Annotated in this window: 15 protein-coding genes; 6 read left to right on the top strand and 9 right to left on the bottom strand. The window is 60.5% G+C overall.

Annotated features, from left to right (window positions below; genetic code table 11):
- Positions 1–78: 78 nt before the first annotated feature.
- Entirely contained in the window at positions 79–843 is a 765-nt protein-coding gene (locus OVY48_RS05005; RefSeq protein WP_069063844.1) for an energy transducer TonB, read from the bottom strand.
- Between the two features lie 4 nt (positions 844–847).
- Positions 848–2950, bottom strand: a complete 2103-nt coding sequence (locus tag OVY48_RS05000) for a TonB-dependent receptor domain-containing protein (protein WP_313921972.1) — start codon at positions 2948–2950, stop codon at positions 848–850.
- 122 nt (positions 2951–3072) lie between these two features.
- Between OVY48_RS05000 and OVY48_RS04995 the strand changes: the two genes are divergently transcribed.
- Positions 3073–3864 (top strand): DUF4198 domain-containing protein, encoded by a 792-nt coding sequence (locus tag OVY48_RS04995; RefSeq protein ID WP_037474733.1) that lies wholly within the window; start codon positions 3073–3075, stop codon positions 3862–3864.
- Between the two features lie 30 nt (positions 3865–3894).
- A complete protein-coding gene (locus OVY48_RS04990; RefSeq protein ID WP_313921971.1) occupies positions 3895–4392 on the top strand; it encodes a hypothetical protein in 498 nt (165 codons plus the stop codon).
- Positions 4393–4507: 115 nt separating this feature from the next.
- On the opposite strand, the gene OVY48_RS04985 is transcribed toward OVY48_RS04990, so the two are convergent.
- The gene (locus OVY48_RS04985) at positions 4508–5398 is read right to left on the bottom strand and encodes a LysR family transcriptional regulator (RefSeq protein WP_037478139.1); all 891 of its coding nucleotides are present in this window, start codon (positions 5396–5398) and stop codon (positions 4508–4510) included.
- A gap of 97 nt (positions 5399–5495) precedes the next feature.
- Here OVY48_RS04985 and bla point away from each other — a divergent pair, with 97 nt between their 5' ends.
- The 3 genes from bla (at position 5496) to OVY48_RS04970 (ending at position 10187) form a co-directional block, all read left to right on the top strand.
- Entirely contained in the window at positions 5496–6413 is a 918-nt protein-coding gene (gene bla, locus OVY48_RS04980; RefSeq protein WP_313921970.1) for a subclass B3 metallo-beta-lactamase, read from the top strand.
- A gap of 200 nt (positions 6414–6613) precedes the next feature.
- Positions 6614–7780 (top strand): PepSY-associated TM helix domain-containing protein, encoded by a 1167-nt coding sequence (locus OVY48_RS04975; RefSeq protein WP_313921969.1) that lies wholly within the window; start codon positions 6614–6616, stop codon positions 7778–7780.
- A gap of 232 nt (positions 7781–8012) precedes the next feature.
- Entirely contained in the window at positions 8013–10187 is a 2175-nt protein-coding gene (locus tag OVY48_RS04970) for a TonB-dependent siderophore receptor (protein ID WP_313921968.1), read from the top strand.
- A gap of 19 nt (positions 10188–10206) precedes the next feature.
- Here OVY48_RS04970 and ligD read toward each other — a convergent pair whose 3' ends face one another.
- From ligD to OVY48_RS04940, 6 genes are all read right to left on the bottom strand, one after another.
- Complete coding sequence (ligD, locus tag OVY48_RS04965; protein ID WP_313921967.1) at positions 10207–12684, bottom strand: DNA ligase D; 2478 nt, start codon at positions 12682–12684, stop codon at positions 10207–10209.
- 72 nt (positions 12685–12756) lie between these two features.
- Positions 12757–13644 carry a Ku protein gene (locus tag OVY48_RS04960; protein WP_037478141.1) on the bottom strand — a complete coding sequence of 296 codons (888 nt, stop codon included), beginning with the start codon at positions 13642–13644 and terminating at the stop codon, positions 12757–12759.
- Positions 13645–13850: 206 nt separating this feature from the next.
- The gene (locus tag OVY48_RS04955; protein WP_052027607.1) at positions 13851–16793 is read right to left on the bottom strand and encodes a TIM-barrel domain-containing protein; all 2943 of its coding nucleotides are present in this window, start codon (positions 16791–16793) and stop codon (positions 13851–13853) included.
- Positions 16794–16831: 38 nt separating this feature from the next.
- Entirely contained in the window at positions 16832–18223 is a 1392-nt protein-coding gene (locus OVY48_RS04950) for a glycoside hydrolase family 43 protein (RefSeq protein ID WP_313921966.1), read from the bottom strand.
- 97 nt (positions 18224–18320) lie between these two features.
- Entirely contained in the window at positions 18321–19934 is a 1614-nt protein-coding gene (locus OVY48_RS04945; protein WP_037480521.1) for an alpha-L-arabinofuranosidase C-terminal domain-containing protein, read from the bottom strand.
- Between the two features lie 214 nt (positions 19935–20148).
- A complete protein-coding gene (locus tag OVY48_RS04940; protein ID WP_150125669.1) occupies positions 20149–20496 on the bottom strand; it encodes a hypothetical protein in 348 nt (115 codons plus the stop codon).
- A 39-nt stretch (positions 20497–20535) separates the two neighbouring features.
- On the opposite strand from OVY48_RS04940, the gene OVY48_RS04935 reads away from it, so the two are divergent.
- The gene (locus OVY48_RS04935) at positions 20536–21432 is read left to right on the top strand and encodes a LysR family transcriptional regulator (RefSeq protein ID WP_037479757.1); all 897 of its coding nucleotides are present in this window, start codon (positions 20536–20538) and stop codon (positions 21430–21432) included.
- Positions 21433–21453 lie beyond the last annotated feature (21 nt).

The raw sequence follows: 21453 nt of genomic DNA, 5'->3' as shown, positions 1-21453 counted from the left end.
ACTACGCACCGAGCCGCCAGCACCGCCGAGCGCCCCGTCAGGGCTTCCACCATCCTACCGCTGCCGGCCTTCCCCGGTTCAGACCGGCAGGACGAATTCGATCGGCGCGGTGAATTCGATCCGCTCGCCGCGCAAATCGCTGGGCGCGGGGGGATAGGGGGATGCACGCCGCATCATCGCCTCGGCCTCTTCGTCCAGCACGGCGTTGCCCGATCCTCGAATGATCGCGCCTTCCACTAACATACCGGTGCGATCGAGGATGAAACGAACCTGTACCAATCCCTCCTGCCGCCGCATCCGCGCGCGGCGGGGGTAGATTTTATGGGCATAGAGCCAGGATCGTATCTTGGCGGCATAGGTCCGGCTGGTGCCAGGCGGTGCCTTGACGTCCAGGCCATCGGCGACCCCGCTACGGGCGGCCGATGTCGTTGGCGATACCGAACCCGAAACGGGCTGGGCCGGGGGCGACGGTGCTGTAGATGGGGTGGCGACCAATACCGTGTGTTGGATCGATGGCGTAGGCGGCAGACTGGAAGCAATTGCGCTGATCGGCGGCGCGATCGAGACGGGAATGACGGGCGCAAGCGCTGGCGACGGGGGCGCGACAGGTGGTGGGTCAGCCGCAGCAGGCTGGGTAGGGGGAGCCGACGCCTCCGCTTCGTCTTTCCCCTGCTCCGTTCCCTTCAACACCGCCAGCGACACGACCGTCAGCACCGGTGAGTCTCTGCGCCGCGCGCCATGCCCCATGCCAAGGTTAAGCAGAGCCGCAATCAGCAGCCCGTTGACCAGCAGCGATGCCGCCGCTGGCCCGCCGATGCGAAAGGAAGGCGTTGCCCGTGCCATGGCGTTAGAACATATTGGCCACGGTGAACTTGAAGCTCTGCCCCTCTGCTGCAAGCGCGGAGAGATGGCGGCGATAGTGTTTGTCGAAGACATTATCCATCGCGATGCGGAACTCGAAACCTTTCGCCGCGCCGCTCTGCGGCCTGAACGCGAAGAAGAGATTATGGACGCTATAGCCCGGCGTCGGCAGGCCGGACCCGGCCGATGAGAAATTGCCCGTCGTCACCCTGTCCTGCCGTTCGGCAAATTCGCCGGACCAGCCGCCGGACAGGCCGGTGGCGGTATCGACATAGCCCAGCGTCAACCGATAGTCGTTGGCCGGAATCGTGTTGAGATAATTATCCGTTAGCCGGTCCTTGCCATCGACGAAGGACGCGTTGGCGCGGGCGAAGAAACCGCCGAGGCCATATTCCGCCTCCACCTCGATACCCTTGAAGCGTGACCGGCCGATATTCTGGAAATAGGGCGTTCCCGACGTGGCCGCCCCCTGGATGATCAGATCCTTGACGTCATTGCGAAACAGGGTCGTCTTGGCCCGAAACCGGTCATTCGAGCCTATCATGTCATCGAAGGACAGGGTGAAGCCCGCCTCGATATTATCCGATTTCTCCCGGCGAAGACCGGAATTGTTGGGACGCCCCAGGGGCGCGGGGGTCGCAGCACGCGTAAACACTTCGTCGACATTGGGCATTCGCACGGTGCGCGCCACCGATCCGAACAGGCCGATCCAGGGGGTGATGTTATAGAGCGCCGCCAGCTTGGGCGAAATGCCGCTATCCTTGACCCGCTCGGTCAGTGTCGTGCCGCCAACCACCGTGTCACCGGGTTTCAAGTCGTTCCAATCGACCCGGACACCCGGCATGATGGTCAGCTTGTCGGACCAGACGATCTCCAACTGCCCGAACAGGCCATAGCGGTCCATACTGCCTTCGGGATGGGTGCCCGCGCCCGGCGTGACCGTGCCGTCGAACGCAACGCGCGGGTTGCGCCGTTCCTGGGTACTCCACTGACCGCCTAGAATCAGGAAGGTCGTCCAGTCGCCGCCCATGGCGAACTCGCTGCTGTTCTGGACCTTGGCCTGCCAGCTTTCATAGGAAAAATCGGAATAGGCGAGGGGGCCAAGGAAAGTGGTTTCGGTCTGATGCACCTTCGATAGGGAATAGGCGATCTGCGCTTCGATATTGAAAATCTTGCTGCCGTCGAAGTCGTTTACATAGCCGAGCACCGCCGTCTTGTCGTGAACGCGGCGGCGCATCAGCGCCGCGCCTGTCGCTGCGGATATCTGATCATAGACCTGCGGCGCATCGCTCACCCAGTCCTGGTAGCTGGCCCAGATCGCATGTTTCTTGTTGCCGCCGATTGCTACCCGGCCCTTGACCAGCCAACTATCCGACAAGGTGGCGGAAGCCGCTACCGTTTCACCATTGCCGCTCTTATAATCGTCGCTGCGCCGGTAATTATAGCTGCCCAGCAGTTCGACCCCCTCGACCGGCTGCACCGCGACGATCCCCGACAGGGTATGCGCCTGCGCGTTGGTTTCGGTCGCAGCCTTCAGCCGCACCGCCAGCGGATCGCCATCGGCCAGAAAGTCGGACGCATCCTTGGTCGTGAAATTGATGACGCCCGCCAACGCGCCCGCGCCATAGAGGGTTGAAGAGGCTGGGCCGCGCAGCACTTCCACCCGCTTGTAGAGTTCCGGTTCGCTGAACAGCGCCCCCATGCGATATTGTTCGTAGAATTTGGTCACGCCATCGACGGTCAGCAGGATGCGATTGTCGCTGTCGCCGATCGCCGTGCCGAGGCCGCGAATGTTGAACCCCTGACCCAGCTGGCCGACGCCGCCCTGGACATTGACGCCCGGCATGGCCTCCAGCAAGTCACCAATCGTCGTTGCCTGGATCTGGTCGATATCGTCCTGATCGAGCGTGCTGACCGCCTGCGGCGTGTCGATCGCGACCTTTTCCGTGCCCGCGGATATCACCATCCGATCGAGCGTCATGCGCGTCGTTTGCGGCGCATCGGCGGCGGTGTCCTGCGCCCATGCCTGGATCGGCGTGACGATCAGCGCGGTCCCCAATGCCAGCTTCATTTTGGTCTTCAACATCATATGCGGCCCCCTTCGGCAGTAGGCGGGCGTTGACCCGCCCGGTCCAGCCAGCACCTAGCAGCAATGAATGATATTGCAAGTGAGTCGCATTAGATATAGTGCTGAGGCTAGAAAGGGGATTTATGAAGATATCGCGATTCCATTCCGCTGCGCTGGGCCTGACATTGTTCTGCACCACCATGGCGCAGGCCCATATGCCCTATATGTTGCCGACCACATTCGACCTGGGGGCCAAGGGCGACCATGTCACTGTCCAGGCGGCCTTTGCCGAGGACGCCTTCCTGCCCGAAGTCGCCATGCGCGACGCACCCTTCCATCTGGTCGCGCCCGATGGCCGGGACGTGCCGACCGGCCCCGTCACCCATTTGCGCGACCTGACTGTCTTTGAAGCGGCGATTCCCGCCGACGGCACCTATCGGGTGACCAGCGGCCAGCGTGCCGGGCGCAAGGGCAAGATGTTCCGGCAAGGCGACAAATGGGCGATGCGCGGTGAAGGCGGGACGCCGCCCGCTAATGTCGAGCAGGTCGATGTGCAGAGCATGACCCTCGCCGAAGCCTATGTGACGCGCGGCCAACCGACCGACACGACGCTCAAGCCATCGGGGCGGGCGCTGGAAATCCAGGCGATCACCCACCCCAACGCCATCGTTGCCGGATCCGGCGCCAGCTTTGCCTTGCTGTTCGAGGGGAAGCCGCTTCCTCAGGCCGACATCAGCCTGTTCCGCAGCGCTGGTCTTTATGACGGGCGCAAGGTCGTCGCGCAGATCAAAAGCGGAACCGATGGGCGCTTCGCCCTGACGCCGCCGGATGCGGGCACCTATCTCATCCTTGTACGCCATCGCGGCGCAGCCCCGGCAGGGTCCGAAACACCCTATCGCAGCTACACCTATACGCTGACCTTCGACGCGGCCTGATCGCCCCGTTCTTCCTTCATCGGAGATAGTATGAAAATCCAAATTTCTCTCGCTGCTGCCTTGCTCGCCATCGCCGGGAATGCCGCAGCCGCCCCACATGAAGGTTCCGCCTTCATCCGCGACTATGATGCCGAGAAGGACGGGCAGGTGACCCGCGCCGAATTCGACGCCGGGCGACTGGTCCGCTTCCAGGCGACCGACACCAACAGCGATGGCTGGGTGTCGGAGGCCGAATATGTCGCGGAATATCGCGCCCGGCTGGAACAGCAACTCGCCAGATCGGACCGCAGCGAGGAAAAAAAGACAGAGGAACGGCAACGTCAGATTCGCCAAACCTATGTCCGCTTCGCTGTACTGGACAAGGATAAGGACGCAAAGATGACCCAGGCCGAATATGACGCCTCCGGCACCCGTGCCTTCGCTGAGCAGGATAATGACAGGGACGACATAGTGACTGCCGCTGACGCGACGGCAACGGCTGCTCGCCAATTGGCGGCCCGTCAGGCTGCGGACAAAGCGGATCGTTGATGGCTGATGGGGGGGGCAGGTTGCGACCGCGAACCTGCCTCCAACGGCATAACCGAAAACGCTCTTCCACTCCAACCGTGCCGCACTAAAACTAACTCGCCACTCCAGTAGTTTTTTATCGCTGATCCATGGGTGATGGCGCTGCTATCTCATCCATAAGCCAATGGCGAAAGCGGCGCATCGCATCACTTTCCGGGCGTGAGATCAGACGAGTGAGCCAGTAACGGCCGACGTCGACCGTGATTGCAAAAGGCTGCATCAGTTGTTCCGAGGCCAGTTCGCGGGTGAACATCGCGAGCGGCACCAGCGCGACACCATGTCCAGCGGCAGCGGCCGAGGCCATCAGCGCTGAACTATCGAAAACGGGACCGCGCAGCATCGGGACAGGTACGGCTGCAGCCTCGAACCACAGCGCCCATTCATCGGGTCGGTACGACCGCAACATTTGTTCATGGAAAAGGTCGATGGGGGCCTTCAACCGCGCGGCAATGACCGGCGCACAGACGGGTGCCATGGGTGCAGCCAGCAATGGCTCGGCATGCGTACCATGCCACGCACCGTCGCCAAAGCGGATCGCGAAATCGAGCGCTTCGCCCGCCAGATCGACACGATTGTTGTTGGTCGAGATGCGCAGATCAATCGAAGGATGCAAACGGGCAAAGGCGTCCAGGCGCGCAATCAGCCAACCGGTGGCGAACGTGCCGACGACCCCGACCTTGAGCGCCTCTCGGAACCGGCCATCAGCATATTGGTCGAGCGTCGCGCCGACACGATCAAAGGCTTCGGCAAGTACGGGCACAAGCGCATGCCCCTCGTCGGTGAGCGCGAGGCCGCGCGGCAGCCTGAGGAAGAGGCGCGTGCCAAGGCGACGTTCGAGCTGCGCGACCTGATGGCTGACCGCGCCCTGACTGACGCACAATTCTATCGCTGCGCGGGTGAAATTGAGATGACGCGCTGCCGCCTCGAAAGCGCGCAGGGCGTTGAGCGGAAGTTGGGCGCGATCCATGGCCTTGCCATCGATTATTCTCATGGCTTTGTCGAGAAATCATGCTTTGTAACGTGCGACGTCGGCGGGCATCCCAGCGGTGAATGGGAGACAGGATATGATCGCAATACTGACAATCGCCGCCCTGGTTTCAGGTCCGCAACCAACCATCGGGCACGGGGCACCGTCTTTGGTCGCTGCCAAGGCCAGCGTCCCCGCACGAGGCCAGATCGATCCATTGACCCGCCCGATGGCCACAGAGCGGGCCAAGGAATGGCTTGCGCCAGTGCCGCCGGAAAAAATCTTCGGGAACACCTATCTCGTCGGCTTTGGGGGACTGAGTATCGCATTGATCGACACAGGTGCAGGGCTGATATTGATCGATGGCGCACTTCCGCAAGCGGCACCGGCGATAATGAATAATGTCCTCGCGCTTGGCTTCGACCCTAAAGACATCAAATTTATTCTGAGTACGGAACCGCATTTTGATCATAGCGGCGGACTTGCCGCGCTCGCCCGCGACACCGGTGCAACCATCGTTGCAAGCGCGCGCGGGGCTGAAGGCTTGCGGTTAGGGGCGCATATGAAAGATGATCCACAACTGGGTTATGGCGGCCGCTGGCCGCGTGTGACGCGCCTGCGCGCCGTCAAGGACCGCGAAGTGCTGAGGCTTGGGCGCACGGCGATCACCGCACACGCAACATCCGGTCATACGATGGGCAGCATGAGTTGGAACTGGAAAGCCTGTGAAGGCAAGGTCTGCAAGGCGATCGTCTTCGCCGCCAGCCTCAATCCGGTGTCAGCCGATGGCTATCGCTACATAGCGCCCTCAAGCGCTGCGATCATCAGGGGTTTTGCGGCGAGCTACGAGCGGATGGACAGATTGCCATGTGACATACTGATCTCGGCACATCCGGATAATGCAGGCCAAGGTCGATATAATGATACGCCTGGGGCCTGCCGCCGCTATGCTGCCCGATCGCGTGAATTGCTTGCGAAGCGCCTCACTCGCGAACGTGCCGGGATCGAGCCATGATGCGCGCTTCCTAAGCCAGGCTGGCTGGCAACGTCGCGCGTAAAGCGAGCGGCTTCGCCGTCTCTTCCCTAGGGCCGTTCACCGGTACGGGGATGACCAAAAGAGGGATATCGTCAGCAGTTTGGTCAAACCCCCTTGAATATTCGCACGCGCCGATTTATCGCGAATAATTCGCATTACTAAGCAAGGGGCGCTCTATAATGACCCGCGGCACAATCCGCGTGTGGTATCTCGTTCATAAATGGACCAGCCTCATCTGCACGCTGTTCCTGCTGATGCTTTGCGTCACCGGACTGCCGCTGATCTTTCACGATGAAATCGACGCGCTGTCAGGCGAACCCGACAGCATGGCGGTAGCGGGACCGCCTTCATCCAGCGATGCGCCCGGCTTGAAATCGCTTGATGCTTTGCTGGGGACGGTTTTGGCAAATGCACCGGGCCAAGTTCCGGTATTCATGGCGTTCGACAATGACACGCCACTGATGACCATCACCACGGCCCCGCAGCCGGACAGCAGTGGTGCGGACATGACCATTCACGTTCTTGATCGCGCGACCGGGGAAGTGACGGGTCGGGAGAGCGAGGAAGGCGTGATGCATTTTCTGCTCCAACTGCATACCGACATGTTTATGGGTCTGCCCGGCATGCTTTTCCTGGGTGCCATGGGCTTCCTGTTTTTCATCGCGCTGCTGTCAGGGACGGTTCTCTACGCGCCCTTCATGCGCAAGCTGGACTTCGGCACCCTGCGCGTGAGCCGTAGTCGGCGGCTGCGGCAGATCGACTATCATAATCTGTTGGGCATCGTTGCCCTGGCGTGGATGGGCGTCGTCGGGCTGACCGGCGTGATCAATGCCGCCGCGACGCCGCTGCGCCAGATGTGGCAGATGGGCGAACTTGCCGAAATGACCCTAGCCTATGCGGGCCAGCCGCCATTGCCACCGTCGCGATACGGGTCGATCGACAAAGCCATGGCGGCGGTACGGGCGGCGCGCCCTGGCAATAACCCGCAATTCATCGCCTTCCCTGGGGGTGGGTTCAGCAGCAAGCATCATTATGCCGTTTTCCTGCAGGGCACGACGAAGCTGACCGAACATGTGCTGACGCCAGCGCTGGTCGATGGCGAAAGCGGCGTGCTGACCGACATCCGCCAAATGCCCTGGTACATGGTTGCGCTATCCTATTCGCAACCCCTGCATTTTGGCGACTATGGTGCGCTGCCGCTCAAGATCCTCTGGGCGATCCTTGACCTTTTCACCCTCTATGTCCTGTGGACCGGCTTGCTGCTGTGGCTGGGCAAGCGGCGTGCGGGTGCTGACGCGCACGTCCGAGAGGTCGAGAGCGGTGGTCTCGTGGCGGCAGCGGAATGACTGGCAAGTCCCGAAATCATGTCCGGTCGCTTCGCCATATTTTCGCGGCGCCGCTGATCATCGCGCTACTGAGTCTGGTCGGGCTGGTGTCTGCGCTGGCCGGTGACGGCGCGGCGGATTGGTTGTCTTGGGCGGCTCTCCTGGTCCCGCCTCTCGCGGTCGTCTGGGCGATGCGGAAACATAGACGCTGATTCAGCCCATCTTTCGATCTTTTATCCTGGGGGATACCATTGTGACGTCCAAATTTTCGCGCCTGATGATCGGCGCATCGCTCGCGACCTTCGCTGTGCCCGCCTTCGCGCAGGACAGTGCCATCATCGTTACCGCGCAGAAGCAGAACCAGACGGCTGTGTTGCGCGGAGGTAATGTCGGCATATTCGGCGACAAGGCTGCGCAAGACACGCCGTTCAGCATCAAGACCTATAATGAGGCGCTGATCCTTAACCAGCAGCCGCAGACACTCGGCCAGGTCTTGGAAAATGATCCCTCGATCCGCACGACGCTGGGCTTTGGGATTGCGGGCGAACTGTTCGTCATCCGCGGCTTTGCTCTGAGCGGAGACGATGTCGGGTTCGGTGGCCTTTATGGCATAGCGCCGCGCCAGTTGGTCGCGCCCGAACTCGCCCAGTCGGTTCAGGTGCTGAACGGCTCCAGCGCCTTCATCAACGGTGCCGCGCCGGGCGGCAGCGGCATCGGCGGCAGCGTCAACCTGATGCCCAAGCGTGCGGGCGCGCGTGATCTCAATCGGCTGACCGTCAACTATACCGGGCCAGAGCATATTGGCGGTGCGTTCGACGTCAGCCGTCGCTATGGGGCGAACGACGAATGGGGCGTGCGGATCAACGGCACGGCGCGACGGGGCGATGTGGCAATCGACGATGAATTTCGCAGCTCCTACCTGTTGGGCGGCGCCATCGACTATGACAATGGCCCGCTGCGGCTCGCGCTCGACATCGTCTACCAGCGTGTAAGGGTGGCGCACCAGCGGCCCAAGCTGGTGGTCGGCAATATCATTCCTGCCGTGCCGGGGTCATCGACCAATTATGGTCAGCCATGGCAGAATAGCACGCTGCGCGATATCTTCGGGCAATTTAGGGCCGAATATGACATTGCCGACAATGCGCTGCTCTATGCATCATTCGGCGCGCGCGACGGGTCGGAGCGCGGCTTCTACCAGACCATAAGACTGACCGACGCAGCAACCGGCGCGGCCACGGCACAGGGTTCCTATATCCCGCGCACGGATAACAACGAGGCGGCTACCGTAGGTCTGCGCGCCAAGCTGGCATCGCGCCTCTGGACGCATGAGGTCAATGTCGGCGGATCGATCAACTGGCTGGTCAACCGCAATGCCTATTTATTCTATGCGGCCTCGCCGGTGGCGACCAATATCTATGATCCGGTCGCTGTCCCGCGTCCCGATGTGGTCACCTTCGCAGGCGGCGATATTGACGATCCGTTCCCGATCAACCGGCAGAAATTGAGCAGTCTGTTCGTGTCCGACACCATCGGTTTCTGGAACGACCGGCTGCAGATCACCGCCGGACTGCGGCTGCAGATGATCGGCAGCAAATCCTATGCCGCAAACGCCACGGGACCAATCGCTGCCGGTGGCTTGACCGGCCGCTATGATGAAGATGCCGTGACGCCGGTCCTCGGTCTCGTCTTCAAGCCCGTCAACGGCGTGTCATTCTACGCCAACCGGATAGAGGCGTTGGTGCCCGGCGCCACTGCAGCGGTCAGCGCCAATACCGGCACCGGCGTCCTGCCCGTCAGCAATGGCGGTGAGACGCTTCCCCCCTTTCTATCCAGGCAATATGAATTGGGTGGCAAGGTTGCGCTTGGCAAGCTGAACGCCAGCCTAGCCTTATTCCAGATCGATCGCGACATCGCTATCTATACGCTCGACACGGCGCAGCCGGGCTTTCTTGTCTATGGCCCGTTCGGTACGCAGCGGCACCGCGGTATAGAATTAAGCATCGACGCGGAGCCGGTAGACGGCCTGCGCCTGATCGCTGGCGGATCGGTGATCGACGCCGAGCTGCGTCGGACCCAAGGTGGGGTCAATGAAGGCAATAAACCGACCGGCGTTCCCGAATATATGCTCAATGCCAATGTCGAATGGGATCTGCCGTTCGCCCCGGCGTTCACCGTTACGGGCCGGGCGGTGCATACGGGAAAGCAGGCCGCCAACCTTGATAACACGCTGTTCCTGCCTAGCTGGACACGGTTTGACCTCGGCCTGCGCCATGTCTCGCTGCTGGGCGACAGCCCGCTAACGCTGCGCGCGGGCGTCGATAACATAGCCAACCGGCGCTATTGGGCGTCCGCGTTCGACAGCTTCCGTCCCGACCTGTTGCAGGGCATGCCCCGCACCTTCAAAGCGTCGGCATCGATTGAATTTTGAAAATTCTGCCCGACCCAATCTATAGGTCGGGCAGAATCTGATCAGCTCTGCCCCAATGGGCCAGATCCTTCGAAGCCGCGCGTTTCACCATCTCGCTTGCATCCCCGATATGCCAATGGTCTGGGCCATCGAGCGTGCGCAGTTCCTCCCAGCTGATCGGCACGGCGATCGGTGCGAACGGCCGCGATCGCGCGCTATAGGGCATGACGGCCGTCGCGCCGCGCTGGTTGCGCAAATAGTCGATGAAAATCTTGCCCGTCCGCTTCGCCTTGGCGAGTGCGGCGGTGAACCGGTCGGGGTCAGCCTGCGACAAAGCGGTGGCAAACCGATGCGCGAAATCCTTGACCTGCGGCCATTCCGCGCTGGGGGTCAGCGGCGCGATCACATGCACCCCCTTGCCACCCGTCACCATCGGGAAGGTCACGAGGCCCATCTGCGCCAGCATATCCTGCAGGTGGAAGGCCGCCGACACCACATCCTTGAACGCCAACCCCTCATCGGGATCAAGATCGAACACAAGCCGGTCGGGCTTCTCGACATCCTCGATCCTAGCGCCCCAGCCGTGAAATTCGATCGTCCCCATCTGAACGCAGGTCAGCAGCCCCGCAGGCGCATCGACGAAGAGATAGGGTTCTTCATGGCTGTCCTTTTCGAGGATACCCACCTGCTTGACGTCGTTGCCGAAACTGCCAGCATCATGCTTCTGGAAGAAGCATTTCTTGTCGCGGCCCTGCGGACAGCGCACGAGGCTGATCGGCCGACTACCTGCCCAGGGCAGCATGATATCCGCCACCGTCTCATAATAGTCGGCCAGTTCGCCCTTGGTGAGCTTGCCTTCCGGGAAGATCACCCGATCGCGATTGCTGATCTTGACCCCGCTGGTCGCGGCGGGCTGCGTCGCCTGTTCGACCGGTGCTTCGACCTCCAGCACGACGGCTTCCGGCTTCTTGTCCTCACGTAGACCCAGATAGCTTGAATGGCGCAGCACGCCTTCGTCGGTAAATTCGGCAAAGGCGACCTCGGCGACCAGTTTCGGTGTGATCCAGCGCGCCTCGCGCACCGCCGCGCGCGGGGCCTCGACCGTCGGCGTCTTCCGGGCCAGCGGTGCCATCAAGGCCAGCAGCCGCGCCATCTCATCTGCCGAAAAGCCCGTGCCGACCTTCCCGGCGAACCGCAGCGCGCCATTTTCATGGACGCCCAGCAGCAGCGACCGGAACCCGCGTCGCTTGTCTGAGGGCAACCAGCCTACAATCACGAATTCCTGTCGCCGGATGCACTTGGTCTTGACCCAATTGCCCGATCGCGCGCCGGAATAGCGCGCATCCATCTGCTTGGAGATGACGCCTTCAAGTCCCGCGCCGCAAAAACGCTCGAACAGTTGCTCGCCGCGCCCAACAATGTGGTCGGAATAACGAATATGCCCCACCCCGTCGCCGATCAGCGTGGCGAGCATCGCCTTGCGTTCAAGCAACGGCCGCCCGGTCAGATCCTCGCCATTCAATGCCAGCAGGTCGAACGCCATATAGTCGATCCGACCTGGATCGTCCTTGAGGGCGGCCTGCAAACCCTGAAAGCTGGTGCGGCCATCGGGCAGGATCACAACGGCCTCGCCGTCGAGCAAAGCGCTGGATGCGTCCAATTTTGTCGCGTCGGCGATTAACCCGGCAAAGCGATCGGACCAGTCGAGGCCTGATCGGGTGTAGGCGCGGCCATTGTCGCCGCCGATGGCCAACAGCGTGCGATAGCCATCATATTTCAGCTCATGGAGCCAATGATTGCCCGCTGGCACATGATCGACCAGCGTCGCCAACTGTACCGGCTGAAACGGCGGCGGAGCATCGCCCTTCGCTTTTCCGCGTACAGCCGCTTTCGCCTTTGCGACTTTGCGCTTGGGAACGGTTTTTCCGGCGGCGATTTCCTCCATCGTGCGGCCGCTGTCGATACTGGTGAGATGGTGACTGACCAGATCGTCCGACCCACCGGCGAAGCCGTCATTGACCTTGCGCAATATCCAGTTTTCGCCGCGCTCCTTCCCCCGTGGCTTAAGCCGGAACAAGATCCATTCGCCCTGCATCCGGCGGCCGTGGAGGACGAAATGGAGATGCCCTTCGGGCAGCGTCTTGCGGGGGTCTTTACCCGCCACAGCTTCCCATGTGCCATTGTCCCACAGCATGACGGTGCCGCCGCCATATTCGCCTTTGGGGATCAGGCCTTCGAACCGCGCATAATCAAGCGGGTGATCTTCGGTCCGCACGGCCAGACGCTTGTCGTCGGGATTGGCGCTCGGCCCACGGGTGACGGCCCAGCTGACCAGCACGCCATCCAGTTCCAGTCGGAAATCATAATGCAGCCGCGACGCTGCATGTTTCTGGACGACAAAGCCGTTGCCGGTCGTCGGAAACGCCGCGCCCGCAGGCTCGGCCGTGCGCGCAAAATCGCGCTTCGCCCGATAAAGGGCCAGGCTGTCCTTCGGAGATTTATCCTGCGCCTTGGCCATGCCGGTTTGATCCGTCCCTTTGCCCGTCAATCCGCAGACGTGGCGACTCGTTCCGAGGGTATCTCAATCGGGTCATGCCCGCTTCTTGGCGGATGTTTTGCCTGCCGACTTCGCGCCGCTTTTGGCCGCTGCCTTGCCCGCTGGTTTCTTCGCGGTCGTCTTGGCCTTGCTCGCCGGGCCTATGGATTTCTTGAGCGCCGCCATAAGATCCACGACATTGCTGCCGCGTGGATCGGCGCTGGCGTCATCATCGCTATCGATGTTGAGCGTCTTCCCCTTCTTCTTATGCTCGATCAGCTCTTTCAACGCATCGACATAGCGATCGTGAAAATCGTTCGCGTCGAATTTGCCTGTTTTCTTGTCGATCAAGGTCGTGGCGAGTTCGAGCAATTCATCGTCCGGCTCGTCATCGCCAATCTCGCGGAAATAGCTGGCGGCCTTGTTGACTTCATCGGCGTAGCGCAACGTCTCCATCACCATGCCGCGCCCGCACGCCTTAATGCTGACGACATATTCCCGGCCACGCATCGCCAGTTGGCCAAGGCCAACCTTCCGACTGCGCCGCAGCGCTTCCCGCAGGACGATGAAGGCTTCCTCCGCCAGGTCGTCGGCGGGCACGACATAATAGGGCTTTTCGAAATAGATCATGTCGATGTCGTGTGCATCGACAAACTGGGTCAACTCAAGCGTCTTCTTGCTCTCCAGCTTGACGCCTTCGATGTCCTTCTCGTCCAACAGCACATATTCGCCCTTGGCATATTCAAAGCCTTTAACGATGTCGTCGAGATCGATCGGCCCGATGCCGGGCACGACCTTTTCATATTTGATCCGCTTGCCCGATGGCTCGTGGATCTGGTTGAAGGCGATCGTCGCGCCACTTCTGGTCGCGGAATAGATTTCGACAGGGATGGACACAAGCGCGAGTCGGATCTGGCCTTTCCAATAGGGTCGTGCAGCCATCGTCATCTCCTGTCGATCCATAGCATAACCCGCTGCGCATGGCCCCGTTCCGTCGCATGAAACGCAACCGCTCGCCGCTCATCCGCAGGGACTTCTATGCCCTCGGCGCGAAACCATTTTTCCGGTCAGACCTGGAGAACGAATTCGGTCGGCGCAATGACGCGGCCATATAGAAAGCGCGGAAGCGTTATATCCATCCTCCAGTGCTACGGGACATCGAAGCGCACCTCCTGACTGTTGCCATCATAAGAAATCGTCTGTCTGGCTGGGGTTGCAGTGGCTGCGGAAGGATCGGCATGTCCTATGACGGTAATTTTAAGCCGACGCTGCTTTATCAGCGCAGGGAAAGACCCGCGCCGTTGACTGATTGTCAGCGTCCGTTTCGCATCATCCCAGTCGAGATCAAAGCGTGCCGACTGCCCCTTTTCATAGGCATAAGTCTCGTTGTCGTCCTCATAGAGCGTGAAATGCCCACTTGCCCCCGCATAAATGCGCACATCATAGGGCGCGTCCGGCTTTTCCGTCGCATATTGCATCACCGGCCCCATCGGCACGATTGATCCAGCCCGGACGTAGAGTGGCATGATGTCGAGCGGCGCTTCGCGCGACACCGTTTCGCCCCCGCCATGACGTTGGTTGATCCAGAAATCATACCAGTCCGTCCCTGCTGGCAGATAGGTCCGCATCGTCAGGTCACGCGGCGCATTAATTGCGGCTTTGTCGCGCTGCAGTTCGCTCGGCTTCCGCCATATGAAGCGGAACACCCGCCCACCTTCGGGATGGAAAAACTCCAGCCGCACGGGAAGCGCCTCGCCCTTCTTCAGCGTCTGCTTCACCGTCCGCGTGCGCGTCGCGCTGCGGTTCCATTCGTCGATCACCACCTTGCCGCCCAGATATAGCCGCATCCCGTCATTGCCGTTCAGCCCGATCTCATACTCGCCATCCTCCGGCGCGATCAGTGTGCCGTTCCACCGGGCGGAAAAATGGCTGAGCGATGTGAGGCCCGGCGGCATTTCGGCCAGCGGTGGGTCGGGCCATGTATGGTCGATCTTCGCGTCCACGCCCTTGCCACGCGGCGTCTCGAAATTCTCGCCCGCGAAATATTGGACATCCAGCCCCGGTTTGCCATCAGCCGAGCGCAAATGCTGCGCTGGCACCATCGTCGGTAGCGACGGCAGGATATTATACATCGCCCGCGTCACGGGATGCACCAGCAACGATGATCCGAACATGAAACTGTCGTTGATGTTACGCACCGCCGGATCGTCGGGGAAATCCATCGCCAGCGGCCGCATCAAGGTGGAGCGATCCGCCGTCACCTGCGCGCTCAGGCTATAGATATAGGGCAACAACCGATAGCGCAGGTTCACCGTGTCGAGCAGCGTCTTGTACACCGGCGGGTCCAGCGTCTTGAAGATATAGGGTTCGCGCTCCACGTTCGTCCCATGCACACGCATGATCGGGTTGAACGCGGCATATTGGAACCAGCGCGCAAACAGTTCGCGCCATGCCGGATTCTTCTCGCCACCGGGAAAGTCGCTGACGAAGAACCCGCCGGTATCCTGCGTCCAATAGGGATTGCCCGTGACCGTCACATTGACGCCGCCTGCCACCTGCTGCGCGAATGTCTGCCAACTGGCATAGATGTCGCCCGACCATGACACCGCGCCCGTGCGCTGCGCCCCCGCCCAGGCCGATCGCGTCAGCGTGAAGACGCGCTTGTCGCTAATAGCGCGCTGCCCCTCATAGGTGCCTTGCGTCGTCAACAGCGAATAGGGGTTCAGGTAACGAGTGAAATCGCCCATCGCATTATGGCCCAGCGCCTTGGTGTCGCGCACATTGTCGACCGGGTTCCACATGGCGGAACTCACCTCGACCTCCGTCCCGTCCATCCACAGCGCGTCCACGCCCTTGTCGAGCAGGCCGGACTTGATATGTTTGAAATAAATCTCCCGGCCCTTGGCGCTATAGGCGTCATAGACCCGCGCCTTTTTGGAAATCCAGTGCAGCGGTTTGAAGCGCAGGCCATATTGGTCGAGTTCGCGCGCCAGCGCCGTGTCATTGCCCACCGATGGCCAGATCGACACCATCAGCTTCATGTTGAGATCATGGATCGTCCGGTTCATCCCCGCCGGGTCGGGAAAGCGTTCGGGGTTCCAGATCATGCCTGACCATGTGCCGTCGCGGTCGCTGCCCCAATATTGCCAGTCCTGCACGATATAATCGAGCGGGAAGCCTTCCTTGCGAAAGGTCTTGGCAACCTCAACGATGCGGTCCTGCGTGGGGTAACGCTCCTTGCTCATGAACAGGCCGAACGCCTGTTTGGGAACCATCGGCGCGTCCCCGGTCAGCCAACGATAGGCGCCCACGACGCTATCGAGCGTGTCTTTGGCCGCCGGATCGCCCGCCATGAAATAATAATCCACGCCGCCCGGCGCGCTTTCCGCCCACAACCGCGCGCCCTGTGCATCATCCTTGAACCGCATCTGGGAATAGGCGTCCCACAAAATGCCGTATCGCTGTGTCGATACCATCACCGGGATGATAATGCCGACATTGGTCTGGACCAGCAGCAATTCCTTGTTCCGGCGATTGACCTCATCATCAGCGGTGAAGCCGAACCCGTAAATCCCCTCATCGGGTTGCAGCGTGAAGCTATTTTCCACCTCATAGGTCGGCGCGTCGGAGATAGTGCGCTTCTCGATCGACTGCGGTGCCTCTGCCTTTTCGCGCGTCAGCAATCGTCCCGACGGATCATGATAGGTCAGCGCGCCGCTGCCTTTGTCGATGCTCACGCGCAATTTCTGCCCGACCAGTTCCAGCGTGTCGGCCGTCTCGCGTACGGTAAAGGGCACCGCTTCAGGCTCGCGAATGACGACCAGGCTGCGCTGGGTCCAATAGGATGCGCCCAGATTGGCGTTCACCCGCACGACCGTTGGGGAATAGAAGATCACCGACTTGGTGACGCCGTTCAGCCGAAACTGAACCCCGCTGCGCAGCTTTTGAAAGTGGAACGCCGCATCATCCGCCGGAACAAGCGCCTGCATCTGTCCCAACTCGTCCAGTCCGGTCGGCGGCGGCGCGGCCCGTGCCGATACCGGCGCCAATGCCAATATGGCCGCAACCGTACCCATCCAATATGGCGACATCAGCCCTCTCCTCATTTCGTTCGTCATTATGCGACCGTTCATCGTGCGAAACGCCAATAGTCGAAATCGAGCAGCGAGCGTTCGTCATCGCCCTTGCCCTTGAACAGGATGAACAGGTCGCGGACGCCAGTCGCGCCGGCTACCAGGGTCGATTGCTCCTGCCAATGCCCCGCCGCGCCGGTCGTCCCAACCGCCAGCGTGCCGATCACCGGCCCGGTCAGGCCGTCCACCCGCAATTCGATTTGCGCGCCGGGCAGCGCGTTGGCGACCTTGGCCACGAACGTTCTAGCCCCGTCCGTGCCAAAATCCACGCCCGCCACCTTGATATAGCTGCGGTTCGTGGTGCGCGTGACGATCATCCCGCCTGCATCCCCGGCCTCCGTCAGCACCCCCGGTGCCCAATCATAGGGCCGGTCCCGGTCGCGCTTGATCCGTGACGTCCAGGCAATCGTCTCCGCCTCCACTCTACTGTACGGATCGACCGGAGCAATCTGCGCTGCGCCCTTCGTGTCCCACCAGGGCTGTTTGGGGATGGTGCCGTCGGCATTATAGGTGAAGCTGGTGACGTTGATCGCCCGCCGCTCATGATGGATCGGCGTCATGTCGAAATTCAGCTCATAATGAAATCCGAACAGATAGGATTTGCCCTTATAGTCGACGATGCCGGGGTGGTTGCCGGTCGAGCGCGGGCTGGGGTCCATGAGCTTGCCCTTGTGGACCCACGGCCCGGTCGGCCCCTTGCTCATCGCATAGCCGATCCCTTCGGGGCAGCAGGTCGATGCATAGGCCATGTAATAATGACCCGCCCGTTTATAGAACCACGGCCCTTCTTGATAATCGGCTGGCTGGGCAACCTTCTGAATTTCACCGGAATAGGACACCATGTCCTTGTTCAGCTTGACATACCACAGGCTGGGATTGCCCCAGTAGAGATAGGCCTGCCCGTCATTGTCGATCCACACGGTCGGGTCGATATAGCCATTGCCAGGCGCGATCAGCGGCTTGCCGATAGCATCCTTGAACGGACCTTCCGGTCTGTCCGCTACGGCGACGGCGATCACATTCTTGGGCGATCCGGCCACGCTGATCGGCGCATAAAGGTAGAATTTGCCATCGCGTTCGATCACCTGCGGCGCCCAGGCATCATTGCTCTGCACGGCCCAGGGAAATGTCTTGAGCGAAGCGACGACGCCCCGGTCGGTCCAGTTGACCATGTCGGTCGAACTATATAGCCGCCAGTCGAGCATCTTGAACCCGTCGGCATCATCCTCGTCATGGCTGGCGTAGAGATACACCACGCCATCATGCACGAACGGAGCCGGGTCCGCGGTAAAGCGGGTCTGGATGATAGGATTGTCGGCCTGTGCAGCAGACCAGGGCAATATCACCGCCAGAGACATGATAGCGAGAAATGGGCGAACTGATTGCATGGATAAGGAACCCATTTGCAGAAGCGAAGAAGCAGTCCTGATCGACCTGGGCTGGCGCATCGTTTCAAGCGTCAAAGAAGCCAGTATCCCCGCGTTATCATGGCGTAACCGACAACACAGTGACCGACTTTGGCGGCAGCGTTACCTGTAGGCGTCCCCCATTTACCCGTGCGGAGATCGGTCGCGGCACGACAGTGTCAGGCTTGTCAAAGCTGTTGATCGCATCAACCCGATCGGCAGTCAGCACTGTCCCCGATGCAGCGCCGACACGAATACCCGCTATCTGCGCATCTATCTCGGCAGGCTTGGAGGGATCGACGTTCGTCAGCGCGATCCAAAGCTTCCCGTCCGTGCCCCGCGCTGCAATCGCGTCTATGCGCGGAACACGCACATCCCCGAAGCTGTAAGTCCCGGCATCGAAGTCTATCGGCAGTCGCGTCGCGTTCTGGAAGGGCACATACATTTTGAAGAGATGATAGGTGGGCGTCAGCACCATCTTGGGCCCATCGGTCAAGATCATGGCCTGGAGAACATTCACCATCTGGGCGATCGCCGTCATGCGAACGCGGTCTGCGTGGCGCGTGAACATGTTGAGGTTGATCGACGCTATGATGGCATCGCGGATCGAGTTCTGCTGATGCAGGAAACCGTCCCGGCTACCGGGCAGCTTGGCAAGCCATACGCCCCATTCATCGATGACAAGCGGGACTTTTTTGGCCGGATCATATTTGTCCATGACAGCCGAATGGACCCGGATCATATCCTCCATTTTCAGCGTATCCTTGATGAGCATGGCATATTCACGCTCGCCAAAGTCGATGCTTGAAAAGGACGGAGGCCAACTCATCCAAGTGTAGTTATGCATCGAGAGACCTTCGATGCTCCAACTCCAGTCATGGCCTTTCCATGCCTTCATGACGGCTTCGGTATAGGCCGTATCCATCGATCCTGGGCCAACGGCTATACGCTGCATCGGATCTGTGCCCGCGACCGAGCCGCCAGCGGGGTTGTCCGTGCCTTGCTGCTGTATATTGAGGTTGCGCGTGAAGCGAGCGTAGCGCTTCATCTCATCGACATAATAGTCCGCGCTATAGGCGCCGCCGCAACTCCAGCTTTCATTGCCGATACCCAGAAACTTGACGCGGTACGGTTCGCGGTGCCCGTTGGCCGCACGCTCCGCACCTGCCGTCGTACCCGGATCAGCGGTCATATAGGCCATCCAATCGGCCGCTTCCTTGACACTGCCTGATCCCATATTGACGGAAATATAGGCTTCCGATTCGATCTGATTGAGAAAGTCGAAAAATTCGTCGGTGCCGAAGTCGTTCTTTTCCAGGGCATTGCCCCAACTGCCGTTTACCGTGACTGCGCGCTTGGCCCGTGGCCCTACGCCATCGCGCCAGTGATACTCGTCGGCGAAGCAGCCTCCAGGCCAGCGAACGCTTGGGACTTTCAAGGCCTTTAGCGCGCTCACGACATCGCTACGCATGCCCCGAACATTGGGGATCGACGAATCCTCACCGACCCAGACGCCGCCATAAATGCCGGTCCCCAAATTTTCGGCAAACTGGCCAAAGATGTTGCGATCGATCTTCGGACCAGTGCCATCCGCCGCGATACTCATCTTTATCGGAGTAGGCTGAGCCAGAAGCGGAGAAGCTACGACGGAAATGGCCAACGCTATTGCATGTTTGACGATCATATTTCGCATACCCTCCAAGTCGCTCATCCTGTTTTGACCTTCGATTTCGCCACACAGGATATAACTCAGACAATTGCTATCAATTTTCCTTTCGGTAATCAAATGCGTAGGCGTTGATCGCCGTAATAGTGTGGTTAGGCTGGAACATAGGATCAGGACTCTGCTCAGACGGTATTTTCTTTCTGAGCGGGCAAAGGTCGCCGTGGACGAAAAAACCTTGATCTTAGATGGTTTTGTTCGCCTTATCGTCCAGCATCAACCCTTGGCCTTGCTTCTCGACAAGGGCGGAGATCGCGCCTGACATCAGGCTCAGCATGCCAGGAAGATGCAAAATGACTCGCAATCGATTGTCTTCCGCATCGATGGTACATGGTACCTCGACACCCATCGTAGCGACTGTCAATGCAAGACGGTCAGCACCTTGAGCCGAAGCTGACGGTTCCGGAGTAGCCACCATCAGCGGTCCGTATCTTTCTGACTGCCCACGCTTACGATAGAAGTTAACAATCCAAACGGTGGGTGGCATGGTGGCTTCGTAAATAGTCGAAAGTACGGTGATAATGTCGGGCATTCATGTCAATCGAGCGATGTTTGCAGGCATATTCAAAATATGATTGATCCTCGCGCTATCCGAACTTTCCTTGCGGTTGTCCGCAGCAATTCGATCAGCGGTGGGGCGCGATCGCTCAATATCTCGCAGCCGTCGGTTTCCAACGCGATCGCGCAGCTGGAACAGGCGCTGGGGGTGTCGCTCTTCGAGCGGTCGCGTAGCGGCATTCTGCTGACGGCGGAGGGGGAGGCGTTGCTACGCCGGGCAGAGTCAATCGACAGCCTATTGCGAGACGCTGAGGCAGAGGTGAAGCTGGCGAGCACGGGTGTGTTGGGGCCGTTGCGCGTCGGCGGCACGCCTGGCGCGCTGGTCAGTCTGCTGCCCGATGCAGTGCGATCGTTGGAGGCGCGGATCGGTCGATTTACCCTGCATGTGGTGGAACGGCCGGATCATGATCTGGCGGCAATGCTGCACCGGGGCGAGATCGAACTCGCCTTTGTCACCACCGGCATCGAGCAGCCACCAGAGGGTATAGAGGAACGCACATTTTCGCGCGATCCCTTTGCCCTTATCGTCGGGCGGCAGAACGATCATCTTCCGGCCAGGCTATCGCTCAAGACAATGATGGCAACGCGCTGGGTTCTGCCCGAAGCGCGCGGCGCTTTCCGACGTCAGATCGATGCGCTGTTCATGGCGGCTGACATTCCAGTGCCGCAGGACATTATCCGGTGCGACTCCCTGCTTACGACCAAGGCGATCGTCCGTGGCAGCCAGCGCGTCACGATATTGCCGATGCAGGTCGCCTCGGCGGAACTGTCGATCGGCGTGCTGCGCGCGATCACGATTGAGGAAGCGGAATTTTCCCGCAGTATCGGTGTGCGCCGATTGGCGGGTGGCAGACTTTCACGCCTGGCGGCCGAGATGTTGGAAACGCTCATCCATAGCTCCAGCCTATGATGTAGGAAAAAATCATTATTT

Origin of the sequence: Sphingobium sp. SA2 (genome assembly GCF_032227065.1) — a bacterium.
In the GTDB taxonomy this organism is placed as follows: domain Bacteria; phylum Pseudomonadota; class Alphaproteobacteria; order Sphingomonadales; family Sphingomonadaceae; genus Sphingobium.
The sequence above is the reverse complement of the archived record's forward strand: the minus strand, read 5'-3'. Positions and strand labels throughout refer to the sequence as shown.

Excerpts from the sequence above, each read along its gene's own strand:
- OVY48_RS05005 (WP_069063844.1), bottom strand. The coding sequence starts at position 843 with ATGGCACGGGCAACGCCTTCCTTTCGCATCGGCGGGCCAGCGGCGGCA.
- OVY48_RS05000 (WP_313921972.1), bottom strand. The coding sequence starts at position 2,950 with ATGATGTTGAAGACCAAAATGAAGCTGGCATTGGGGACCGCGCTGATC.
- OVY48_RS04995 (WP_037474733.1), top strand. The coding sequence starts at position 3,073 with ATGAAGATATCGCGATTCCATTCCGCTGCGCTGGGCCTGACATTGTTC.
- OVY48_RS04990 (WP_313921971.1), top strand. The coding sequence starts at position 3,895 with ATGAAAATCCAAATTTCTCTCGCTGCTGCCTTGCTCGCCATCGCCGGG.
- OVY48_RS04985 (WP_037478139.1), bottom strand. The coding sequence starts at position 5,398 with ATGGATCGCGCCCAACTTCCGCTCAACGCCCTGCGCGCTTTCGAGGCG.
- bla (WP_313921970.1), top strand. The coding sequence starts at position 5,496 with ATGATCGCAATACTGACAATCGCCGCCCTGGTTTCAGGTCCGCAACCA.
- OVY48_RS04975 (WP_313921969.1), top strand. The coding sequence starts at position 6,614 with ATGACCCGCGGCACAATCCGCGTGTGGTATCTCGTTCATAAATGGACC.
- ligD (WP_313921967.1), bottom strand. The coding sequence starts at position 12,684 with ATGGCCAAGGCGCAGGATAAATCTCCGAAGGACAGCCTGGCCCTTTAT.
- OVY48_RS04960 (WP_037478141.1), bottom strand. The coding sequence starts at position 13,644 with ATGGCTGCACGACCCTATTGGAAAGGCCAGATCCGACTCGCGCTTGTG.
- OVY48_RS04955 (WP_052027607.1), bottom strand. The coding sequence starts at position 16,793 with ATGTCGCCATATTGGATGGGTACGGTTGCGGCCATATTGGCATTGGCG.
- OVY48_RS04950 (WP_313921966.1), bottom strand. The coding sequence starts at position 18,223 with ATGCAATCAGTTCGCCCATTTCTCGCTATCATGTCTCTGGCGGTGATA.
- OVY48_RS04945 (WP_037480521.1), bottom strand. The coding sequence starts at position 19,934 with ATGCGAAATATGATCGTCAAACATGCAATAGCGTTGGCCATTTCCGTC.
- OVY48_RS04940 (WP_150125669.1), bottom strand. The coding sequence starts at position 20,496 with ATGCCCGACATTATCACCGTACTTTCGACTATTTACGAAGCCACCATG.
- OVY48_RS04935 (WP_037479757.1), top strand. The coding sequence starts at position 20,536 with ATGATTGATCCTCGCGCTATCCGAACTTTCCTTGCGGTTGTCCGCAGC.